At 69.9% G+C, this 18,394-nt stretch carries 22 protein-coding genes; 10 read left to right on the top strand and 12 right to left on the bottom strand.

Features of this window, described 5'->3' with window-relative positions:
- The first annotated feature begins 101 nt into the window (after nucleotides 1-101).
- The 6 genes from C4U03_RS10600 (at nucleotide 102) to C4U03_RS10575 (ending at nucleotide 5,800) form a co-directional block, all read left to right on the top strand.
- On the top strand, nucleotides 102-443 hold the full coding sequence (locus tag C4U03_RS10600) for a DUF5713 family protein (RefSeq protein WP_103937560.1): 342 nt from the start codon (nucleotides 102-104) through the stop codon (nucleotides 441-443).
- A 622-nt stretch (nucleotides 444-1,065) separates the two neighbouring features.
- Nucleotides 1,066-1,734 (top strand): urease subunit gamma, encoded by a 669-nt coding sequence (locus C4U03_RS10595; RefSeq protein WP_103937559.1) that lies wholly within the window; start codon nucleotides 1,066-1,068, stop codon nucleotides 1,732-1,734.
- Nucleotides 1,727-3,535, top strand: a complete 1,809-nt coding sequence (locus tag C4U03_RS10590; protein WP_103937558.1) for an urease subunit alpha — start codon at nucleotides 1,727-1,729, stop codon at nucleotides 3,533-3,535. The genes C4U03_RS10595 and C4U03_RS10590 overlap by 8 nt, the downstream gene beginning before the upstream one ends.
- A gap of 26 nt (nucleotides 3,536-3,561) precedes the next feature.
- The gene (locus C4U03_RS10585; RefSeq protein ID WP_103937971.1) at nucleotides 3,562-4,236 is read left to right on the top strand and encodes an urease accessory protein UreF; all 675 of its coding nucleotides are present in this window, start codon (nucleotides 3,562-3,564) and stop codon (nucleotides 4,234-4,236) included.
- Between the two features lie 41 nt (nucleotides 4,237-4,277).
- Nucleotides 4,278-4,973 carry an urease accessory protein UreG gene (ureG, locus tag C4U03_RS10580; RefSeq protein ID WP_103937557.1) on the top strand — a complete coding sequence of 232 codons (696 nt, stop codon included), beginning with the start codon at nucleotides 4,278-4,280 and terminating at the stop codon, nucleotides 4,971-4,973.
- 203 nt (nucleotides 4,974-5,176) lie between these two features.
- Nucleotides 5,177-5,800 (top strand): urease accessory protein UreD, encoded by a 624-nt coding sequence (locus tag C4U03_RS10575; RefSeq protein WP_200827189.1) that lies wholly within the window; start codon nucleotides 5,177-5,179, stop codon nucleotides 5,798-5,800.
- A 103-nt stretch (nucleotides 5,801-5,903) separates the two neighbouring features.
- On the opposite strand, the gene C4U03_RS10570 is transcribed toward C4U03_RS10575, so the two are convergent.
- Nucleotides 5,904-6,368, bottom strand: coding sequence for a hypothetical protein (locus C4U03_RS10570; protein WP_146087316.1), 465 nt, complete (start codon nucleotides 6,366-6,368; stop codon nucleotides 5,904-5,906).
- Nucleotides 6,369-6,964: 596 nt separating this feature from the next.
- Here C4U03_RS10570 and C4U03_RS10565 point away from each other — a divergent pair.
- Nucleotides 6,965-7,156, top strand: coding sequence for a hypothetical protein (locus C4U03_RS10565; protein WP_103937554.1), 192 nt, complete (start codon nucleotides 6,965-6,967; stop codon nucleotides 7,154-7,156).
- A 311-nt stretch (nucleotides 7,157-7,467) separates the two neighbouring features.
- Nucleotides 7,468-8,712 carry a PP2C family protein-serine/threonine phosphatase gene (locus C4U03_RS10560; RefSeq protein WP_103937553.1) on the top strand — a complete coding sequence of 415 codons (1,245 nt, stop codon included), beginning with the start codon at nucleotides 7,468-7,470 and terminating at the stop codon, nucleotides 8,710-8,712.
- A gap of 178 nt (nucleotides 8,713-8,890) precedes the next feature.
- Here the strand turns inward: C4U03_RS10560 and C4U03_RS10555 are convergent, their stop codons facing one another.
- From C4U03_RS10555 to C4U03_RS10530, 8 genes are all read right to left on the bottom strand, one after another.
- A complete protein-coding gene (locus tag C4U03_RS10555) occupies nucleotides 8,891-9,952 on the bottom strand; it encodes a TerC/Alx family metal homeostasis membrane protein (RefSeq protein ID WP_103937552.1) in 1,062 nt (353 codons plus the stop codon).
- Between the two features lie 323 nt (nucleotides 9,953-10,275).
- Nucleotides 10,276-10,707, bottom strand: a complete 432-nt coding sequence (locus C4U03_RS10550) for a hypothetical protein (protein WP_103937551.1) — start codon at nucleotides 10,705-10,707, stop codon at nucleotides 10,276-10,278.
- Between the two features lie 370 nt (nucleotides 10,708-11,077).
- The gene (locus tag C4U03_RS10545; protein WP_103937550.1) at nucleotides 11,078-11,527 is read right to left on the bottom strand and encodes an STAS domain-containing protein; all 450 of its coding nucleotides are present in this window, start codon (nucleotides 11,525-11,527) and stop codon (nucleotides 11,078-11,080) included.
- 198 nt (nucleotides 11,528-11,725) lie between these two features.
- Entirely contained in the window at nucleotides 11,726-11,950 is a 225-nt protein-coding gene (locus C4U03_RS39845; RefSeq protein ID WP_146087315.1) for a hypothetical protein, read from the bottom strand.
- A gap of 76 nt (nucleotides 11,951-12,026) precedes the next feature.
- Nucleotides 12,027-12,224 carry a hypothetical protein gene (locus tag C4U03_RS39840; RefSeq protein WP_146087314.1) on the bottom strand — a complete coding sequence of 66 codons (198 nt, stop codon included), beginning with the start codon at nucleotides 12,222-12,224 and terminating at the stop codon, nucleotides 12,027-12,029.
- A 5-nt stretch (nucleotides 12,225-12,229) separates the two neighbouring features.
- Complete coding sequence (locus C4U03_RS40350) at nucleotides 12,230-12,658, bottom strand: STAS domain-containing protein (RefSeq protein WP_160146945.1); 429 nt, start codon at nucleotides 12,656-12,658, stop codon at nucleotides 12,230-12,232.
- A 516-nt stretch (nucleotides 12,659-13,174) separates the two neighbouring features.
- Nucleotides 13,175-13,414, bottom strand: a complete 240-nt coding sequence (locus C4U03_RS10535; protein ID WP_103937548.1) for a hypothetical protein — start codon at nucleotides 13,412-13,414, stop codon at nucleotides 13,175-13,177.
- A 508-nt stretch (nucleotides 13,415-13,922) separates the two neighbouring features.
- Nucleotides 13,923-14,150, bottom strand: coding sequence for a hypothetical protein (locus C4U03_RS10530; protein WP_103937547.1), 228 nt, complete (start codon nucleotides 14,148-14,150; stop codon nucleotides 13,923-13,925).
- A gap of 275 nt (nucleotides 14,151-14,425) precedes the next feature.
- On the opposite strand from C4U03_RS10530, the gene C4U03_RS10525 reads away from it, so the two are divergent.
- Nucleotides 14,426-14,629, top strand: a complete 204-nt coding sequence (locus tag C4U03_RS10525; RefSeq protein ID WP_103937546.1) for a cold-shock protein — start codon at nucleotides 14,426-14,428, stop codon at nucleotides 14,627-14,629.
- Nucleotides 14,630-14,708: 79 nt separating this feature from the next.
- The gene (locus C4U03_RS10520) at nucleotides 14,709-15,002 is read left to right on the top strand and encodes a hypothetical protein (protein ID WP_146087313.1); all 294 of its coding nucleotides are present in this window, start codon (nucleotides 14,709-14,711) and stop codon (nucleotides 15,000-15,002) included.
- Nucleotides 15,003-15,114: 112 nt separating this feature from the next.
- On the opposite strand, the gene C4U03_RS10515 is transcribed toward C4U03_RS10520, so the two are convergent.
- From C4U03_RS10515 to C4U03_RS10505, 3 genes are all read right to left on the bottom strand, one after another.
- Nucleotides 15,115-15,663, bottom strand: coding sequence for a DUF5994 family protein (locus tag C4U03_RS10515; RefSeq protein WP_103937544.1), 549 nt, complete (start codon nucleotides 15,661-15,663; stop codon nucleotides 15,115-15,117).
- A gap of 208 nt (nucleotides 15,664-15,871) precedes the next feature.
- On the bottom strand, nucleotides 15,872-16,987 hold the full coding sequence (locus C4U03_RS10510) for a fatty acid desaturase family protein (RefSeq protein WP_103937543.1): 1,116 nt from the start codon (nucleotides 16,985-16,987) through the stop codon (nucleotides 15,872-15,874).
- Nucleotides 16,988-17,001: 14 nt separating this feature from the next.
- Nucleotides 17,002-18,135, bottom strand: coding sequence for a ferredoxin reductase (locus C4U03_RS10505; protein WP_103937542.1), 1,134 nt, complete (start codon nucleotides 18,133-18,135; stop codon nucleotides 17,002-17,004).
- Nucleotides 18,136-18,394 lie beyond the last annotated feature (259 nt).

Below are 18,394 nucleotides of genomic sequence, written 5' to 3'. Positions count from 1 at the left end.
CAGATGGCCCAGCCGTCTGTCGGAGACATGTCCGGCGGGCGTTGTCGGTCGTGTGGTGCAGGATCGGAGCGCCGGTGCTTCGAGGAGGGACAGGGAACGCCGTGGCGATCACGAATCAGCAGGTGACAGGGCATCCGTTTCTGCGAGGGCTGTACGCGGACGAGTACTTTCCCGATCACGTCGTCGACAAGGGCAAGGCGGTCCTGCTGAGGCTGTGCGAGCGGATCGAGGCCGAGCGGCCATCGGATCTGGCGGCGCTGTACGCGCTCACCCATGTGGCGACGGAGGAGTTCAACGCGCTGGAGGCGGAGTTCGAGGCGGCCGGAAGCGAGATCGAGACCTTTGCGCGGGAGGAGATAGCCGAGGACTTCTGGTTCGTGGCCTCGGCGTACGGGTTCGCGGAGGCGGACATCGAAGAGCTGATCGCCCCCCGCGACTGGTGACATCACGCGGGAGCAGGGACGTCTGCAGCACTGGCCCCCGGGCGGTCGACGGCGTCAAGCGGCCGTGCCGGGAGCTCGGTCACCCGTTCGTGGGGCCACTGGTCGATGCAGATGCCATCGAGCGGGCTGGTTTTTGCCTGCGGGGTTGGCCTTGCGGTAGGCGAACCAGTGCCGGATGACGTTCATTCCACTGACCTCCTACTCCCACATGTGGAGTGTCACCAGAGCAAAGGCATCCACGTACAGCCGCTGGGTGGCCTTTCATAGGCGATCTTTTCGGGAAGCCAGCCTCCATGGGGGTCAGGTTGGTGATGCGTCGTTCGCCCCCTGGGAGAAAGGTGATCGTACCGGTCGGGCGTCCTCGGCCGGGTCGGTGAACGGGCGCGACGGCCAGTTTCCAGCGCGCAGCAGTAACGGCGCGGTGCTCTTCTGTCGGGGCGAAGCAAAGGGACTGGTGCAGCCAGTGTTGCGCTCCTGAAGGGTGAGGTGAACGTGGCTGGACGCCCCATCCCCGCCAGAACCACACAAAGTAATAATTAAACCTCGGACAGTGATCGATCCGATGTCGGACCGACGGCGGGCCGTCGGGAGGGAGATCCGGTCGTGTCTGCGAGGAGAAGAAATGCATCTGACCCCTCATGAGCAGGAACGTTTGCTGATCCATATGGCGGCCGAGGTGGCCGCCAGGCGCCGGGATCGAGGGCTGCGGCTGAACTATCCCGAAGCGGTGGCGCTGCTGACCGTGCATGTGCTCGAAGGGGCCAGGGACGGCAGGACCGTCCGGGAACTGATGTCCTCCGGGCGTGGCGTGCTCACCCGCCAGGAGGTGATGGAGGGCGTCCCGGAGATGATCGAGATGATCCAGGTGGAGGCGACCTTCCCCGACGGCACCAAGCTGGTGACCATCACCGATCCCATCCCCGTCAGGAACGACGTTCCCGGTCCTGGGCAGATCGAGCATCCCGGCACGGGCGAACCGGTGCTCGTCAACGAGGGCCTGCCGGTGACCAGGGTGGAGGTCCGCAACGTCGGCGACCGCGCCGTCCAGGTCGGTTCCCACTACCACTTCTATGAGGTGAACCCCGCCCTGGAGATCAGGCCGGCACCGGTGGAATCGCCGGACTCCGAGCCGGACCGCGCGTGCGCGTACGGCAAGCGGCTGAACATCCCCGCCGGCAAGTCCCGGCGTTTCGAACCCAACTACCAGGTCGAGGTCGACCTGGTGCCCCTCCAGGGCGAGAGGATCGTCCCGGGGCTGCGCGGAGAGGTCGGAGGTCCGCTCGATGGCTGAGCCCGAGGTATGCCGCCCCCGGCTGGAGCGCGCCGACTACACCGACCTCTACGGCCCGACCGCCGGAGACCTTATCCGGCTCGCCGACACCGACCTGTGGATCGAGATCACCGAGGACTGGGCCGGCGGCCCGGGCCGCAGCGGCGACGAGATGGTGTTCGGCGGCGGCAAGGTGATCCGCGAATCGATGGGCCAGTCCCGCGTGTCGCGTGCGGAGGGCGCCCCGGACACCGTGATCACCGGAGCCGTGGTCCTGGACCACTGGGGGATCGTCAAGGCGGACGTCGCTCTGCGGGACGGTCACATCGTCGCTCTCGGCAAGGCCTACAACCCCGACATCATGAACAGGCTCCACGATGACCACCCCCTGGCCACCGACATCGTGGTCGGGCCGGAGACCGAGATCATCTCCGGCAACGGCAAGATCCTCACCGCGGGCGGCGTCGACACCCACGTGCACTTCATCTGCCCCGAGCAGATCGACGAGGCGCTCGCCTCGGGCGTCACGACGCTCATCGGCGGCGGCACGGGCCCGGCGGAGGGCAGCAAGGCCACCACTGTCACCTCGGGCTCCTGGCACGTCGCGGCCATGTTCGAGGCGCTGGACGGCTCCGCGGTCAACATCGGACTGCTCGGCCAAGGAGCCACGATGTCCCGCGACTCGATGCGCGACCAGCTGCGCGCCGGGGTCATGGGCTTCAAGATCCACGAGGACTGGGGGGCCACCCCCCGAGTCCTCGACGCCTGCCTTGAGGTGTGCGCGGAGTCCGGCGTCCAGCTGGCCATCCACGCCGACACGCTGAACGAGGCCGGCTACCTGCAGAGCACCCTGGACGCCATCGGCGAGCGCTGCATCCATGCCTTCCACGTGGAGGGCGCGGGCGGCGGCCACGCCCCCGACATGATCGAAATGGCCTCTCATCCCCGCGTGCTGCCCGCCTCCACCAATCCCACCCGGCCGCTCACGGTCAACACCGTCACCGAGCACATCGACATGGTCATGGTCTGCCATCACCTCAACCCGAAGGTCAAGGAGGATCTGGCCTTCGCCGACTCGCGTATCCGCCCCTCCACGATGGCCGCCGAGGACCTCCTGCACGACCTGGGCGCCATCTCGATCATGTCCTCGGACGCCCAGGCCATGGGACGCATCGGGGAGATGGTCCTGCGGACCTGGCAGACCGCGCACGTGATGAAACGCAGCCGCGGCAGCCTGCTCGGAGACGGCCGCTCCGACAACCTCAGGGCCCGCAGGTACGTCGCCAAGTACACCGTCAACCCGGCCATCGCCCACGGCATCGCGCACAAGGTCGGCTCGGTGGAGATCGGCAGGCTCGCGGACCTGGTGCTCTGGGAGCCGAAGTTCTTCGGCGTCAAGCCGCATCTGGTGCTCAAGGGAGGGCAGATCGCCTACGCGCAGATCGGCGACGCCAACGCCTCCATCCCCACCCCCCAGCCGGTCCTTCCCCGCCGTATGTTCGGCGCCCTGGGGAACGCGCCGGGCGGCAACTCCGTCAACTTCGTCTCGGAGTGGTTCACCGGTGGGTCGCCCGGGACGAGGAAGGCGTTCGAGCACATCACCGACACCCGGGAGCTCACCAAGGCCGACATGCGCGAGAACGACGCCCTGCCACGCATCGATGTCGATCCCGACAGTTTCGAGGTGGTCGTCGAAGGCAGTGGAGGCACCGGCGAGCAGGACGACCGGACCAGCGATGTGAACGTGTCGGTCGGCGAAGGGGCGGTCGCGCCGGATTACCGCAGAGAGCTGCCCATGGCCCAGCGGTACTTCCTGTTCTGATGAAGCCTCCGCCGACTGGAGCCATGATGAGTCCTGCGGCACTGCTCGTCCTCAGCGACGGCCGGTTCCCCTCCGGCGGGCACGCCCACTCGGGAGGAGCCGAGGCCGCCATCGCGGCCGGGCACGTCCACGACGCGGCGACCCTGGAGCGGTTCTGCCTCGGCCGGCTGCACACCGTCGGACTGGTCTCCGCGGCGTTGGCCGCCGCAGCGGCCGGCGGCTGCGACCCGCTCCTCCTGGACGCCGCGGCCGACGCCCGTACCCCCGTCCCGGCGCTGCGCCGGGTCGCCCGCAGGATGGGCAGGCAGCTGATGCGCGCCGTGCTCGCCGTCTGGCCCGATCCCGGCCTGCGGGAACTCGCCGCCGCGCGTCCGGGCGGCGCGCACCAGCCGATCGTGCTCGGCCTGGCCGCGCGTGCGGCCGGGCTGTCCCCGCCGGACGCCGCCCAGGCCGCCGGCTACGACGCCGTCTGCGGCCCGGTCACCGCCGCGGTGCGCCTCCTCGGTCTGGATCCCTTCCACGCCACCGCGGTCCTCGCCCGGCTCACCGACGACATCGAAGAGGTCTCCCGTCAAGCGGCCGGGGACGCCGCGCGGGTGCCGGCGGAAGGCGTGGACGTGCTTCCCGCCGCCTCCGCGCCCCTGCTGGACATCACCGCCGAGCAGCACTCGGCCTGGCCGGTGCGTCTGTTCGCCAGTTGAACGGCCACCGGCCACCGCAACCGCCTCACACCGGAGCAGCCATGCATCTGCACCACCCTGAAACCGCTCCCACGGACATCGCCCCCTCCGGCGCGGTCGCCGTCCGTCCCGGCGCCCCCTCCCGTGCCCTGCGCATCGGTCTGGGCGGGCCGGTGGGCTCTGGCAAGACCGCCACCGTCGCCGCGCTGTGCAGGCGTCTTCGCGACACCCTGTCCCTCGCCGTGGTGACCAACGACATCTACACCCGCGAGGACGCCGAGGCCCTGCTGCGCGAAGCGGTGCTGCCGCCCGAGCGGATCGCCGCCGTCGAGACCGGCGCCTGCCCGCACACCGCCATACGCGACGACATCTCCGCCAACCTGGAGGCCGTCGAAGACCTGCAGGACCGGCTCGGACCCCTGGACCTCATCCTGATCGAGTCCGGTGGCGACAACCTGACCGCCACCTTCTCCCGAGGGCTGGTCGATCACCAGATCTTCCTCATCGACGTCGCGGGCGGCGACGACATCCCCCGCAAGGGCGGTCCCGGGGTCACCACCGCCGATCTCCTGGTCGTCAACAAGACCGATCTCGCCCCCTATGTCGGAGCCGACCTCGGTGCCATGGAGCGCGACGCCAAGACCGCGCGCGGTTCCCTTCCCGTCATCCTCACCAGTGTGAAGGCCGACGGCGGTGTCGAGCCCGTCGCCGCGTGGGTGCGCCGCCGCCTTGCCGAGTGGGCCGAGACCCGCGCATGACGGCCGCGCCCCGAACCCGTCCCGCACCGTCTTCCCCTCCGGCCGGGCGCCCCGCCGGGAGAGGGCTGCACGCCACCGCCCGCATCGTGGCCACCGCCGAGGCCGGGAGCACCCGTTTTCCCCTGCTCCAGGGTGATGGGCCCCTCGACCTGCGCCGTCTTCGCCCGGACGGTCCTCGTGCGCGCCTGTGTCTCCTCAACGCGATGAGCTCCCCGCACAACGGCGACCGGCTGCGCGTCGAAGTCACGATAGGTCCGGGCGCCGACGTGTACATCACCTCCGCCGCCGCCACCGTCGCGCTGCCCGGTCCCGCACCCGGACACGCCTGCTATGACGTGGTCCTGCGCGTGGAGGAATCCGCGCGGCTGCGCTGGCTTCCCGAACCTGTCGTCTCCGTCTCCGGCAGCGACCTGCGGCAGAGCATCCGGGTGGAGTTGGCGCCCACCGCCCGGCTCCTGCTGGGTGAGCAGCAGATCCTCGGTCGTGCGCACGAACCCACGGGCAGGCTGGACAGCCGCCTCAGCGTCCGCTGCGACGGGCGGACGCTGCTGGACCAGCACACCGTTTACGGACCCGGCGCACCCGGCTGGGACGGTCCCGCCGTCCTGGCCGGCAACCGCGCCACCGGCCAGCTCCTCCTCATCGACCCGGCGATCGAAGACCCCTCCTGCGTCCGGCTCCTCGGCGGCACCCCGGTGGAGGGACACGGCGTGATCGTCCCCCTTCCCGGCCCCGGCAGGCTCCTCACCGCCGTCGCGCCGGATGCGGGCGTGCTGCGCCGCCTCTTCGACGCCGCGCTGTGCCACCTCGGGTTCTCGGACGGATGAGAGCGCGGGCGACGGCGGGCGGTCCGCCTGCCGAACGCCGAGGCCCCCGGCCAGGGAGATCATGGGATCTTCCCGGCCGGGGGCCGTGGGCGCCGTTAGGTGATCAGAAGGCGAGGGACACCGTGCCCATGGTCACGTTGTCCGGGCAGAGGAAGCGCTTGGGGTCCTTCTCCACGGCGGGCACGTCGGTGCCGGTGTAGGTCGGGCCGGGGCCGAGGAGCGTGGCGTTGCTCACCCGGTAGGCGCAGCTCGGTGTCTGGACGGCGACGTCGATGGACACGATCGTGGCGTTGCCGCCGCTGAAGGTGACCGTGGGGCTCGAGGTGACGGTCAGCGCGATGCCGCCGGTGCAGGAGATGGTGGAGTTGATCGAGGTGTGGCTGATCGTCAGCGTGTTCGGGGGCACGTCGCTGGTGGTCGCGTTGGTCCAGGAGCAGGTCACGTTCCAGGGGCTGAAGTTGACGCTGACGGTGCCGCTGACCGTGCCTGCCGCGTGGGCGGGGGTCGCCGTGAAGGCGATGGCGCTCACACCGGCGGCCAGGCCGACGAGCATGCTGGCGAGTTTCATGGAGTGGTCCTCCTCGGGGTGGGCGGCGGTCCTTCCGCCGTCGTCCGACACGGCTGCGCCGTCTCTCGCCGGGCCCTGCGAGGAGCGCGATCCCCGTCGAACGTTGATCTCTTTGATGATCAGCGCCGTCCCCGGTGGATACCCCGTCCAAGGAGGACAGGTTTAGACCTTGTCCAACGAAGGATCTGGCCGTGGCCGTCCGGCGTACCGGTCGTCGCACCGTCTCCGACCGGCCGCGTCCAGCACGATCGGCACGGCCCTCCGCCATGACGGCTCCCGCTCACCACGGGCGGGACGGACACTGATCTCGATGCGGTTGCGTCCGCCTCGGACAGGCCGCCGAAAACGCCCATGATCATGTCGTGGGCCTCCACCGGTCGTCGGCTCGTGCCCGGTCGTTGTTTCCGGCTTCTGAGGTGCGGCCTTGAGCAGGATCCGCAGCAACGCCCTGGCCTCTCCTGGAATGAGCCATAGCGGGCTCCTATCGCGATCGCCGGAGAAGAGGGCCAGTTTTCTTCACGGAAGGGTCCTCTCTGGGGATCACCGCTGTCAGCAAGTGGTAGCACCGCAGGACCATCCACATCCTCAAGACCCGTGTGCCGGATCTCGGCCCTTTCCACGCCGTCTCCTGGGAGCCCATCTACGCGGGCAAGCCGGTCACCCGGCAGGGCCGGCCACTGATCCCGGACGGCAAACGCCGAGTGGTCCGGGAGCAGGAGGAGGCCTCACGCCGCATAGCCGACGGCAGCCTCAAGAACGTGCCCCTCGTCGATGGCACCTGGAACTGAGCGCCACAAGACTGAAGCGAGCGCACACCACCCACCTACTCGGCCGAGGGGCCGCCCCCGTCCCTTCCGAGAGCCAACCCCAGTAGCCGGCCAAGCCTCCAACGATCAGAACGGCGACGTTCATACGCGATGCCTGGAAGCGGACGCCCCCTGACGGCCGTCAAGGGCTCCGGGACACCGGTTCGGGCCGGGAGGCAGGCGCTCGATGAGCTCGGCCCGCTCCACCTGACGGATCGGCCGCCCGGAACGATCCGTACGCGGCCGAGGCTGCGCGGATCGCGTGAAAGGCCGGCGCGGGGAATCAAGTGGCCATGGCGGGAGAGGAACAGCGGTCATCCGAGATCGCGGTGGATCGGCCGGCGGGGTTCGGTGAGCGGTTGCTGGGCGTGCTGCTGGACCGGGCTCGCGAACTGCCGCCGCAGCTGATCGCCCCGGTGATCGCCGAAGAGATCGGCAGGATCGGAGGCCGGGACGTCTCCGTCCTCCTGCAGGACTACGACCAGTTGATGCTCACGCCGTTGCCGGGCGGGAAACTGGTGGCCGGGGAGCCCGAGCGGATCGACGACTCTCCGGCCGGCAGAGCCTTCCTGCGCGCGGTCCCCGTCGAGCAGCCGCTGGCCGATGGCGTACGGATGTTCCTGCCGCTGCTGGACGGCAGCGACCAGGTCGGGGTGCTGGCCCTCACCCTCGACTCCGCCGACGACGACGACCGGCGGCTGCTGCGACGGCTGGCCAGCCTGGTCGGCAACATGCTGCTCACCAAGAGCGGTTACACCGACCTTTTCTTCCGGGCACGGCGCCGCGAGACGATGAGCGTGGCCGCCGAGATCCAGTGGTCACTGCTGCCCCCGCTGGCCATGACCGCTCCGCAGGTGGCGGTCGCCGGAATCCTCGAACCCGCCTACGACATCGCCGGTGACAGCTTCGACTACGCCCTCAACGAGGGCATCCTGCATCTGGCCGTCATCGACGCGATGGGCCACGGCCTGAACGCCGCCGTACTGGCCACCGTCGCCATCGGCGCCTACCGGCACGCCAGACGGACCGACGTCGGGCTGGCCGAACTGTACGCGTTCATGGACACGGCCATCGACGAGCAGTTCGGGCCCGACCAGTTCGTCACGGCGCAGATGTCGCGGCTGGACACCGCAACGGGCCACCTGGAATGGGTCAACGCCGGTCATCCCGCGCCGCTCCTGATCCGCGACCGGCGGGTGGCCCGGAGGCTGGAAGGCCCCGGGACCCTGCCGGTCGGTTTCGGCGGCGACCAGCCGCAGACCAACGAACTGGGCCTGCGGCCCGGTGACCGGCTGCTGTTCTTCACCGACGGGCTCGTCGAGGAGCACCGGCCCGGAGGAGAGGAATTCGGCGAGGAACGCCTCATCCACGTCATCGAGGGGACCGGGCGCGACGGCGAGAACGTACGGGAGACGGTACGGGCGCTCTCCCACACCCTCATGCGGGAACGACGCGGGATCACCACCGACGACGCGACGCTCCTCCTGGTCGAGTGGCGCGGAGGCGGCGCCGACCACCTCACCGCACCGGGAACCTGACGATCCCGCCTCCGTCCGTACCCACCACGGCGTCGAGGAGGCCATACCCCGCTCGACAAAGGCCGGGGCGTGACCATCGACCGGCGTGCGCGCCTCGCGATTCGGCCCTGAGACAGCTGCGGCAGGTGTTACGCCGGCTCTCGCTGCTGCGGAACCTGTGCCCCATGTGAGCGCGGAATCAGAGCGGAGGCATCCGGGTCGGCGCCGTTCCACCCGGATGGCCGTCCGACGGCGGCGAGGCGCGGTCGTCGGGCGAGGTGCTCCGGACGCGCAGGGCGCCGGGGTGTGCGCGTTCCTCGGGATGGGCGCGGACGCGCAGCACGCTGGCGATCGTGGTGACGATGAGGATGAGCAGGATGAGGGCGAGCGAGAGCGTGGTCGGCAGTTCCGGCACGGTCCGGGTGATGTCCTGATGCAGGAACAGCAGGATGAGTTTGACCCCGATGAGGGCCAGGATCAGCGACAGCCCGATCGTGAGGTAGACCAGGCGTTCCAGCAGGCCCCCGATGAGGAAGAACAGCGCGCGCAGGCCGAGCAGGGCGAAGGCGTTGGCGGCGAGCACGATGAACGGTTCGCTGGTCACCCCGAACACCGCGGGGATGGAGTCCAGGGCGAACAGCAGGTCAGTGCTGCCGATGGCGAGGAACACCAGCAGCACCGGGGTCACCACCCGTCGCCCGTCCTCGACCGCCAGCATCCGGCCGCCGTGGTAGCCGGCGCCGACCGGCATGATCGCTCGTGCCCGGCGGACCAGCCAGGTGTCCTCCACGTCGGGGTTCTCGTTGCGGTGGCGGATCAACTGCATCGCGGTCCACAGCAGCACCAGCCCGAACAGCAGGAAGGTGAAGGAGAACAGGCTGATCGCGGCCGCCCCGATCGCGATGAACACCGCGCGCAGGCACAACGCGAACGCGATGCCGAACAGCAGGATCTTCTGCCGGTACTCGGCCGGAACGGCGAAGCGGGCGAAGATGATCGAGAAGACGAACAGGTTGTCCACCGACAGGCTCTTCTCCACCACCCAGCCCGCGAAGTACTCGGTGCCCGCTTGGGCGCCCGCGACGGTCCACAGGGCCAGCCCGAACCCGACCGCGACGACGACGTAGAACACCGACCACACCGTGGCCTCGACCAGCCCGACGGCATGCGGCCGGCGCACCGCCACGAACAGGTCGAACGTGAACAACACGACGATCAGGCCGATCATCGCCGCCCACGCCCCCACGGCAAAACCGTTCATCCGCCATCACCCTCTCGCGGTCGTCCGCGCCGCCCCCGCATCGCCGTATCCCGGCTCGGAGGCCGAACGCAGCGCCACAACAGGGCTCGCGAACCACACCGGGCCCGGTGCCGTGCCGACCCCCGGGGCCGACCGGGCCGTTCCGCTTCGGCACAGGGCGAATCCATGGTGAGCGGCCACGCCTCATGACGGCCCGCCCGGGTCGCCGCCGGGCAACGGTCGCGCGGAATCGGCTCCGCCCGGCCGTACAGGGGGCACGGGGGCCGCACAATGCGCTCCCGCCGGCGGCCGGCAGTCGTACGAGCCATCGGGGACACGCGTCTTCACCAGGTGAAGCAGTGGGCGTACCAGGCGGCGATGCCGCCGGGGCCGGGCCGCCGTCCATAGGTGATGGCGACGGCCGTGGCATGAGCGCTGTGTCCGTCCTCGCGTGAGGGTGTGAGGTTGCCGGGCTCGGACGGGGCGGGAAGAACATCGCGGATCTCGCCCAGCAACAGGTGGATGGACTTGCGGAATTCCAGGCGCACGTCGATCGGGCCATGACCGCGGGCGGCGGCGCGGGCGACCAGTTCCTCGATCAGCGGCACCACCTGACCGGCGACCGGACCCAACCCCCATCCCCGCAGGACACCGGGAATCAGGCGGCGGGTGTACGCGGCCGCCGTCTGCCCGCGCGGCATCCGCCATCGGCCGGTCCGCAGGCCCGATCGTGCGGGGGTGCAGGTGCGGTCCGGGGTCGTGGGCACGGCTTCCATGCAGTTCCTTCGAATGCAGATGGGCGCGTTCCGGGGCCCTCGATCGATCAGCGGTGCGGATCGGATGCGGTCGTCGCCTCGCCTGTCGGTGTGCCTGGTGACCAGATGCCCATGCGGCCACGGTCCCCGATGGCCATCGCCCGGCCTCGCTCGACTTGGACATCACCGGTGGCGGTCGGTGCCACCAGGCCCGGCCGGGCGGACACGAACGGCCTGCCTCCCGCGCTCTCGGCGATCCGGCGAAGGTGTGCGGTCACCGCATGTGGGTCGCTTTGGCCGTGCTCGGGTCGCTTTGGCCGTGCTCGGGTGGCCGGCGTCGCCGTGGCCATGCGGGTCCGATCGGGGCCGCCCGGTCCGGCCGGGCGACGGGTCAAGAGCGTGCCGTGGGCGACGGCCGGTCGAAGCGGTGCGCGTTCCCGGCGGGACGGCGCTCGACGGTGAGGGCCGGGAGTCGGGTGGGAGGCGAGGCGAGCGCGTCATGGAGTGTGGGATGAACGGTGAGGCTGCGGTCCAGTCCGGTGATGCGCAGCAGCTTGGCGACCTGCGGGTTGGGAGCGGCCAGGCTCAGGGTGATGCCGAGGCCGGCGGCGCGGCGTTGGGTGCCGAGCAGCACGGTCAGCCCGGCGGCGTCGCAGAACGACACCCCGCTCAGATCGATGATCAACAGCCGGGTGCCGTGGTGCAGCGTGGCCAGCAGGCGCTCGCGTAGCACCGCGGTGGTGGCGAGGTCCAGTTCACCGTGCAAGGCGACGAGGGTGTGTTCCGGGCGTTGCGGGGTGGGGGCCCGGGAAGGGCCGATGGCGAGGGTCGAGGTGGTCATGGTGAATCTCCGTTCGTGGAGGGAAGTGCGTGGTCCGCCGACCGTGTCACGGCGTCGCCGGATGTCGTCGCGGGTGACTGGTCTCGGATTCCCAGGTGCTCTGGGTGGTTGCGCGTTCAGCGATGGTCCACATGGCCGTGGCCCTCTCCTCGGGCCGCCGGTCGGGCCGCCGGGGATGAACGACGGAATCGGGATCGGTCAGTGCCGCGGCTCCTCGATGGGTCGGAGCCGGGTGATCCAGGCGGTCCCGGCCACCAGCGTGATCAGAATCCCCCCGGCCACCAAGGTCACCAGCGCCATGGCCACCGCCAGTGGCGGCATGGTCTGCACGAGGAGCACGACGAACACGATCGCTGCGGTCAGCACGACCGCGGCGGGCCAGACCTCATCCCGCCAGGACGGGGCGGCTTCAGGCCGTGCCACCCAATGAGCGGGTCCGTAACCGCGATTCAAGATCGGCATGGACATCCCCCTTGTCGGGGCGAGCCGGTATGGCGGTTCAGCCTCGGGATGAGGATGTCGTCGTTGCCGGATATTTATATCCTACCGCATGAATCCATGATGCGCTGAAATATCTGAAGTAATCATCGGCAATGGTTTTGGAATTTTCGGCTCCACGGTGGCCGATGGCCGGGACATGGTCCGGGCGGTCGCCGAGCCGGCCGATGCCGGTGGTGCCGCGTACCGGGGCGTTCACCCTCGTCATCCTGCGCAGAGGGCTCGGTGCCGATCCGGTCCGAGGGTCGGCGGGAGGGGGAGCGCGAGCGCTTCGGGCAGAGTGCTGTAGATCATGAAGCCGCAGTCCGCGCCGGTGACCTCCAGGATTTTCGCGACGCGGGAGCGGGGGGCGGCCAGGCGCAGCGGAATGTGCAAAAGCGTGGCGCGGCGCCGGGTGCCGAGCAGGACCGACACTCCGGCCGCGTCGCAGAACCACAGGCGCGACAGGTCCAGGACCAGCAGCCGCAGGCCGGGACGCAGCAGTGCCAGCAGCCCTTCCCGCAGCGCGGGCGCGGTGGCGACGTCGAGGTCGCCTTGCAGCGTGGCGATCGCGCCGCCGGGGCCGTGCGCGACCGACAGCACCACCTGCGGATGAGCGTCGATGTGGCCTTCGGCCGTGTAGGTGGTGTTCATGGCATTCTCCGATTCGTCGGGCGGCGGAGCCGCCGGCCGTCCCCGCGATAACGCGATGAGCGGACGGGTTCGGCTCCCGCCGAGCGGTGGTCGTGCACCGGCCTTGAGAGGCGGTGCACGACCGGGACGACGCCGCCTCCGCCGCCTTGCGGCTGGGAAAGTCGCCCCGCCGCACGCTCGGGCTGGGCTGAGCAGCAGGTCGGCGACGACAACGAGATGCCGACCGTCCTGGACTGCGGCCACAACGCCGACCTGGCCGACGAATACGCCATCTACGTGGCCCATGGGTGACCCGCCGCGCCATAGGAGATGCCTCAGATCATTCGGACAGGTCTCAGCGCGGTCAAGGGCAAAGGGCCGGTTCCATCCGGCTGCGGGGCTCGCAGGCGAGCCGTACGCCGAGGGTGGGGACAGGCTGATCGTCGTTGCGCGTTCGGTGGTGGTCCGCGTGGCCGCCGTCCCCTTCCGCCCGGTCACCGGTCGGGCGGCCGGAAGGAGGGGCGGAATCAGGATCGGTCAGGGCCGTAGTTCCGCGATGAGGAGGCGGAGCCGGGTGACCCAGGCGGTCCCGGACACCAGTGTGGCCAGGATCCCCCCGGCCACCACGGTCGCCAGCGCCATGATCACTGCCAGCGGCAGCGTGGTCGGCACGAGGAACGCGACGAACACGATCACTGCGGTCAGCGCGATAGCGGCGGGCCAGACCTGCTTCCGCCAGGACGCCTGCGAGACCGGGGCGGCCTCGGGCCGTGCCACCCAGACAGCGGGTCCGTAACCGCGATTCAAAATCGGCATGAGAATCCCCTTTATTGGACTGAGCCGGTATGACGGATCAGCCTCGAAATGAGGGTGTCGCCGTTGCCGGATACCCTCATTCTATATCCCGAATTCCCATGCACTGAAATACCTGAATTAATTGTCGGCGGCGATGTTTTGACCGTCCGGCCCGGGATGCGTGCTCGGAGCGGCGCCGACCACCTCGCCGCACCGGAAACCTGACGGCTCCGCGCCCACCGCATGTGATCCGAGTGCGTCCAGCGCCGCCTGATGCGCGACCTGGGTCCGGGTGGGGACCGGCGATGCATGGTCGGCACCAGCCCCCAGCCGACGTCGGGATGAACACCTGTCGGATCCGGGGTGAGCCGGCCGGGCGTGGGTGTTCTGTGATGTCGTCCGACCTCCCGGCGGCGGTCGGGTGAGAATCGGTGCGTGCCGGAGGCCGAGCAGTCGGCGTGATCTTTCCGTTCTCGGATACCGGTGAGGGTCAGAGTTTGACGAGTTTGTGGTACGGCGCCACGATCCGCAGGGTCGGCAGGCCGAAATCGACGATCACGGCGACGCCCTCCTCGACGCCGACGACACGGCCGAGGCCGTACTTCTCGTGGGTCACCTGGTCGTGCAGGGCGTAGGTCTCCGGTGCGGGGGCCGCCTGCGGAGGGTTGAACGGGCTGGTGGGCAGGTGCCGCCGCCGGGCGGCCCGAGAAGAGGTCATGACGCCAGTATGCGCTCACCCGCCGGAACGAGGGTGGTGCCCGGCCCGCCGGGCGCTCCCCTCGTTCGGTGGCCGTCGAACCTGAGGTGCGGTGATACGGCCGGGCGATCGCTGTGTTACGGCGGGGAAGTTGCGGTTCCCATGGATTTCTTGTGTGCGCCTGCCGGTCTCAACCCAGGCGCATTTTTTGTTTTCTTGATCTCCCTGATGGGCTGATCGCGGCACCCCCGGACCACACGGTGTGGGACCGGGAATCGATCCAGAGGGAGACAGGCATGGCCACCGGCACAGTGAAGTGGTTCAACGCGGAAAAGGGCTTCGGCTTCATCGAGCAGGACGGCGGCGGCGCCGACGTCTTCGCCCACTACTCCAACATCGCGGCCCAGGGCTTCCGGGAGCTCCAGGAGGGCCAGAAGGTGTCCTACGACATCACCCAGGGCCAAAAGGGCCTGCAGGCGGAGAACATCGTTCCCGCCTGAAACCCGGCGGGTGGGGCTGGTCGCCCGGCGTGCGATCCTGGATGCGGGGCCCGGTCCCGTGAGCCTGGAGGTGTTCCCTATGGGTGGTGTGGGGCCCGAAGTGTGGATCGCGACGGCCGACGGCCGGGACATGGTCCGCGCGGACGCGATCGTCGTCGTACGCCTGGACGGGGGAAGACTGACGGCTCAGCTGCGCGACGAGTCCAAGCAGACCGTGACGCTGATCGACGGGGCGACCGCTGCGCACCCGCCGGCCGACTTCCACCGCCGGCTCGTCCGGACGGTCGCCGAACTCGCCGACTCCAGCGGCGCCCAGCTGGTACGGACGGCGTGCGACGAAAACGGATGGCGGTGGGTGACCGAACCGCTGTAACAGACCACAGCGCGCCTGGGCCCCCGCTCTGCACGGGATGCCGGGAGCTCGCCCCTGTCATCCTGCGCAGATGACCCGGTGCCGGTTGCGAGGCGGCACCACCGCCCTTTCCTCACCGCGTGGTGGCGGTCGTGGCCGGGGCGGTGGAGATGTCGCAGGCCGCCAGGATCCGGTCGGGCCGTTCGCTGGCGGTCCCGGTCGCCGATTCGCTCAGCGCGGCCTGCGCACAGGCCCGCGCCGCCTCGGGCGGAACCACCAGCAGCAGGAACGTGTCCATCCGGCCCCGGATCACGGCGACCATGTGCCCGAGCCCGGGGAACCTCCCCACCTTCACCCGCCTGCCGGCGATGGTGATGTCGGCGGGTATCCGCTCCCAGCGGTAGGGATCGACGGCCAGGTGGGTCACCCTGCCCAGATGTTCGACCAGTGTGGCGGCCAGTTCCGGCAGCTCGGCCCGCGCGTCGCGCGAGCGCGGCCACCAGCCGCCGTCCAGCGCCCCGCGGTGAGCCGCGCCCGCCGCCAAACTCAACCGCGCCCCGCGCGGGTACGGACGCACGGGCCCTGGATCGATGGTGCAGTCGTTGATGTCGTGGGCCATGGTGCAGGCCCCGTCCTCGGTTCGAAGAACCGGATAGTCGATCGCCCCGGACGACGCCGACACGGCTGCCAACGCTCGAATAACCCCAGGTAACCCCTACCTTAGGCGCCGAACCCGTTGGTGGCGAATCTCGCCGGGGCGCCCTCGTCGAGGTTTGACGGTCTCGTGCGCGCCACCCCGGGCCGCCGCCGGCGCCGATCGGCGTCGGCCCAGCACCCTGCGCCCGGATGAGCCGGCGGCTCTGGCTGCGAGCCCGATCGTCACACCTCGATCAGACGACGGCTCGGAGTTCGTCCGCCGGTGGTGCGGTCTCCTCCGGTCGGGGCCGCCCGGGACCCGGCAGCGCCAGCCGTAGGACGCGCTTCCAGACCGAGCCCGCCTGCCGGGCCAGCGAACCGGAGTTGTAGGGGAGCCCGAACCGCTCGCACAGGGCGCGGACCCGGGGGGCGATCTCGGCGTAGCGGTTGCTGGGCAGGTCCGGGAACAGGTGGTGTTCGATCTGGTGGCTCAGATTGCCGCTCATGAGGTGCAGGAGGCGTCCGCCGTCGATGTTGCAGGAGCCGAGCAGCTGGCGGAGGTACCACTCGCCTCTCGTCTCGTTCTCGATCTGGTCCTCGGTGAAGAACTCGGCGCCCTCGGGGAAGTGCCCGCAGAAGATGATGGTGTGCGCCCACATGTTGCGGGTCATGTTCGCGGTGAGGTTGCCGAGCAGGACGGGCAGCAGGCACGGGCCCGCCAGCAGCGGGAACGCCACATAATCCTTGAGGATCTGGCGCCGCGCCTTGCCGGCGACGGCGCGCAACTGGTTCAGGGCCTCCTTCGGGCTCTTGTCACCTGTCGGTATGCGTTCGAGTTCCGCGTCGTATATCGCGATGCCGTATTCGAAGAACAGCGCGAGCAGCACGTTGTAGAGCGGCTGGGCGAGATGGATCGGATGCCACTTCTGCTCCGGGCTGATGCGCATGGCCGAGTAGCCGATGTCGCGGTCCTTGCCGAGCACGTTCGTCCAGGTGTGGTGGATGAAGTTGTGCGAGTGCTTCCACTGGGCGGCGGGGGTGGCGTTGTCCCACTCCCAGGTCGTCGAGTGGATCTTCGGGTCGCGCATCCAGTCCCACTGGCCGTGCAGGACGTTGTGGCCGATCTCCATGTTCTCCAAGATCTTCGCGATGGCCAGCGCCGCGGTCCCGGCGGCCCAGGCGGGCGGCAGCCACGACGCGAACAGCAGTGCGCGGCCGGTCAACTCCAGCCTGCGCTGCATCGCGATGACACCGCGGATGTAGCCCGCGTCGTCCTCCCCAAGTCCTGCGATCACCTCGTCCCGGATCCTGTCCAGCTCACGGCCGAACTCCTCGACGTCAATGAGTGCGAGGCGCACTGTGGTCGGCATGGTCGCGTTCTCCTTCAGAGATCGATCTCAACGGGGCCGGCGGCGGCCGACACACAGGTCTGGACGAGGTCGCCCTCCTCGCCGTGGATCCGGCCGGTGCGCAGGTCACGCACCCGGCCCGAGGACAGCCGCGCCACACAGCCATGACAGATGCCCATGCGGCAGCCGCTCGGCATGAGCACGCCCGCGCCCTCCCCGGCCACCAGCAGCGACGTGCCGCCGTCGGCGGTGGCCTCCCGGCGGCTCCTGGTGAAGCGGACACGTCCACCCGTGTTGCTGGTCGCCGGCGTCGCGAGACGAAAACGCTCGACGTGCAGGCGATCGGCGGGCCCGCTCCAGTGCGCCGTGACCTCGTCGAGCATCTCGGGCGGCCCGCATGCCCATACGGAACGTTCCGTCCAGTCCGGGCACAGTCCGGGCAGATCCGCCGGTTTGAGGCGCCCCTCGGTCCGCGTGTGCCGCTCGTGCAGCCGCAGGTTCGGAAACCGCGCCGCCAGGCCCCGCAGTTCCTCTCCGAAGATGACGTCCTCGGGCGTGGGGGCCGAGTGCACCAGCACCACGTCCGGTGCTCGCCGGCGGGACCCGGCGCCTGCGGCGACCGTCGCGGCTCCGTGGGCCAGCAGGCCGTGCAGCATCGGCCTCACCGGTGTGATCCCACTGCCGGCCGTCAGGAACAGCAGGCGCGACGGCGGCGGTTCGGGGAGCACGAACTCGCCCTCCGGCCGGCCCAGACCGAGGATCGTCCCACGCGCCACCCGCCGCAGCAGATGGCCGGAGACCAACCCGCCCGGGACCGCCTTGACGGTGATCGTGATGCAGCCGTCAGGGCGGTCCGGCGGCGAGGAGATCGAGTACCCGCGCCAGTGGCGCACCCCTGCGATGTCGACACCTACCCTGACCCACTGGCCGGGCCTGTGCGGGACCCAGTGACGGCCCGGGCGGATCACGAGCGTCACCGCGTCCGAGGTCTCCGAGCGCACGGCCTCGACCCGGCCGCACAACCCCCCGGCGGGCCAGAGCGGGTTCACCAGCCGGAGGTAGTCATCAGGCGTCAGGGGGGTGGTCAGCCACCGCGCGGCGCCCGCAAGCCACCGCCGGACGCCCCACCGGGACGTGGTGTCCGATGTGGTCGCATACGGACTGCTCATGGAACCTCACATCTCCGAAGCGACCACTCCCAACACCCCGTGTTGACGCAAGCGCACTTAAAACAACGACAGCCGACTCGTCCACCATGGCGATGTATGGATCCCGGCCACGTCACCGCGCTGATGGAGCGGGCGGTGGAGGAGGCCCGCACGATCCCGCCCGACCCGGAGCGCTGGTCCAGCCTGTCCCGGACGCTGGTGGAGATCGCCAAGATCGGTGACCGAGCGCGCCCGGGTCCCGGTTTCCGTGGCCGAACGG

The organism is Thermomonospora echinospora (assembly GCF_900108175.1).
In the GTDB taxonomy this organism is placed as follows: Bacteria; Actinomycetota; Actinomycetes; order Streptosporangiales; family Streptosporangiaceae; genus Thermomonospora; species Thermomonospora echinospora.
This window is presented reverse-complemented; position numbering and strand designations above follow the sequence as displayed.

Coding starts and splice junctions, on each gene's coding strand:
- C4U03_RS10595 (WP_103937559.1), top strand. CDS start 1,066: ATGCATCTGACCCCTCATGAGCAGGAACGTTTGCTGATCCATATGGCG.
- C4U03_RS10590 (WP_103937558.1), top strand. CDS start 1,727: ATGGCTGAGCCCGAGGTATGCCGCCCCCGGCTGGAGCGCGCCGACTAC.
- C4U03_RS10585 (WP_103937971.1), top strand. CDS start 3,562: ATGAGTCCTGCGGCACTGCTCGTCCTCAGCGACGGCCGGTTCCCCTCC.
- ureG (WP_103937557.1), top strand. CDS start 4,278: ATGCATCTGCACCACCCTGAAACCGCTCCCACGGACATCGCCCCCTCC.
- C4U03_RS10575 (WP_200827189.1), top strand. CDS start 5,177: ATGAGCTCCCCGCACAACGGCGACCGGCTGCGCGTCGAAGTCACGATA.
- C4U03_RS10570 (WP_146087316.1), bottom strand. CDS start 6,368: ATGAAACTCGCCAGCATGCTCGTCGGCCTGGCCGCCGGTGTGAGCGCC.
- C4U03_RS10560 (WP_103937553.1), top strand. CDS start 7,468: ATGGCGGGAGAGGAACAGCGGTCATCCGAGATCGCGGTGGATCGGCCG.
- C4U03_RS10555 (WP_103937552.1), bottom strand. CDS start 9,952: ATGAACGGTTTTGCCGTGGGGGCGTGGGCGGCGATGATCGGCCTGATC.
- C4U03_RS10550 (WP_103937551.1), bottom strand. CDS start 10,707: ATGGAAGCCGTGCCCACGACCCCGGACCGCACCTGCACCCCCGCACGA.
- C4U03_RS10545 (WP_103937550.1), bottom strand. CDS start 11,527: ATGACCACCTCGACCCTCGCCATCGGCCCTTCCCGGGCCCCCACCCCG.
- C4U03_RS40350 (WP_160146945.1), bottom strand. CDS start 12,658: ATGAACACCACCTACACGGCCGAAGGCCACATCGACGCTCATCCGCAG.
- C4U03_RS10530 (WP_103937547.1), bottom strand. CDS start 14,150: ATGACCTCTTCTCGGGCCGCCCGGCGGCGGCACCTGCCCACCAGCCCG.
- C4U03_RS10525 (WP_103937546.1), top strand. CDS start 14,426: ATGGCCACCGGCACAGTGAAGTGGTTCAACGCGGAAAAGGGCTTCGGC.
- C4U03_RS10520 (WP_146087313.1), top strand. CDS start 14,709: ATGGGTGGTGTGGGGCCCGAAGTGTGGATCGCGACGGCCGACGGCCGG.
- C4U03_RS10510 (WP_103937543.1), bottom strand. CDS start 16,987: ATGCCGACCACAGTGCGCCTCGCACTCATTGACGTCGAGGAGTTCGGC.
- C4U03_RS10505 (WP_103937542.1), bottom strand. CDS start 18,135: ATGAGCAGTCCGTATGCGACCACATCGGACACCACGTCCCGGTGGGGC.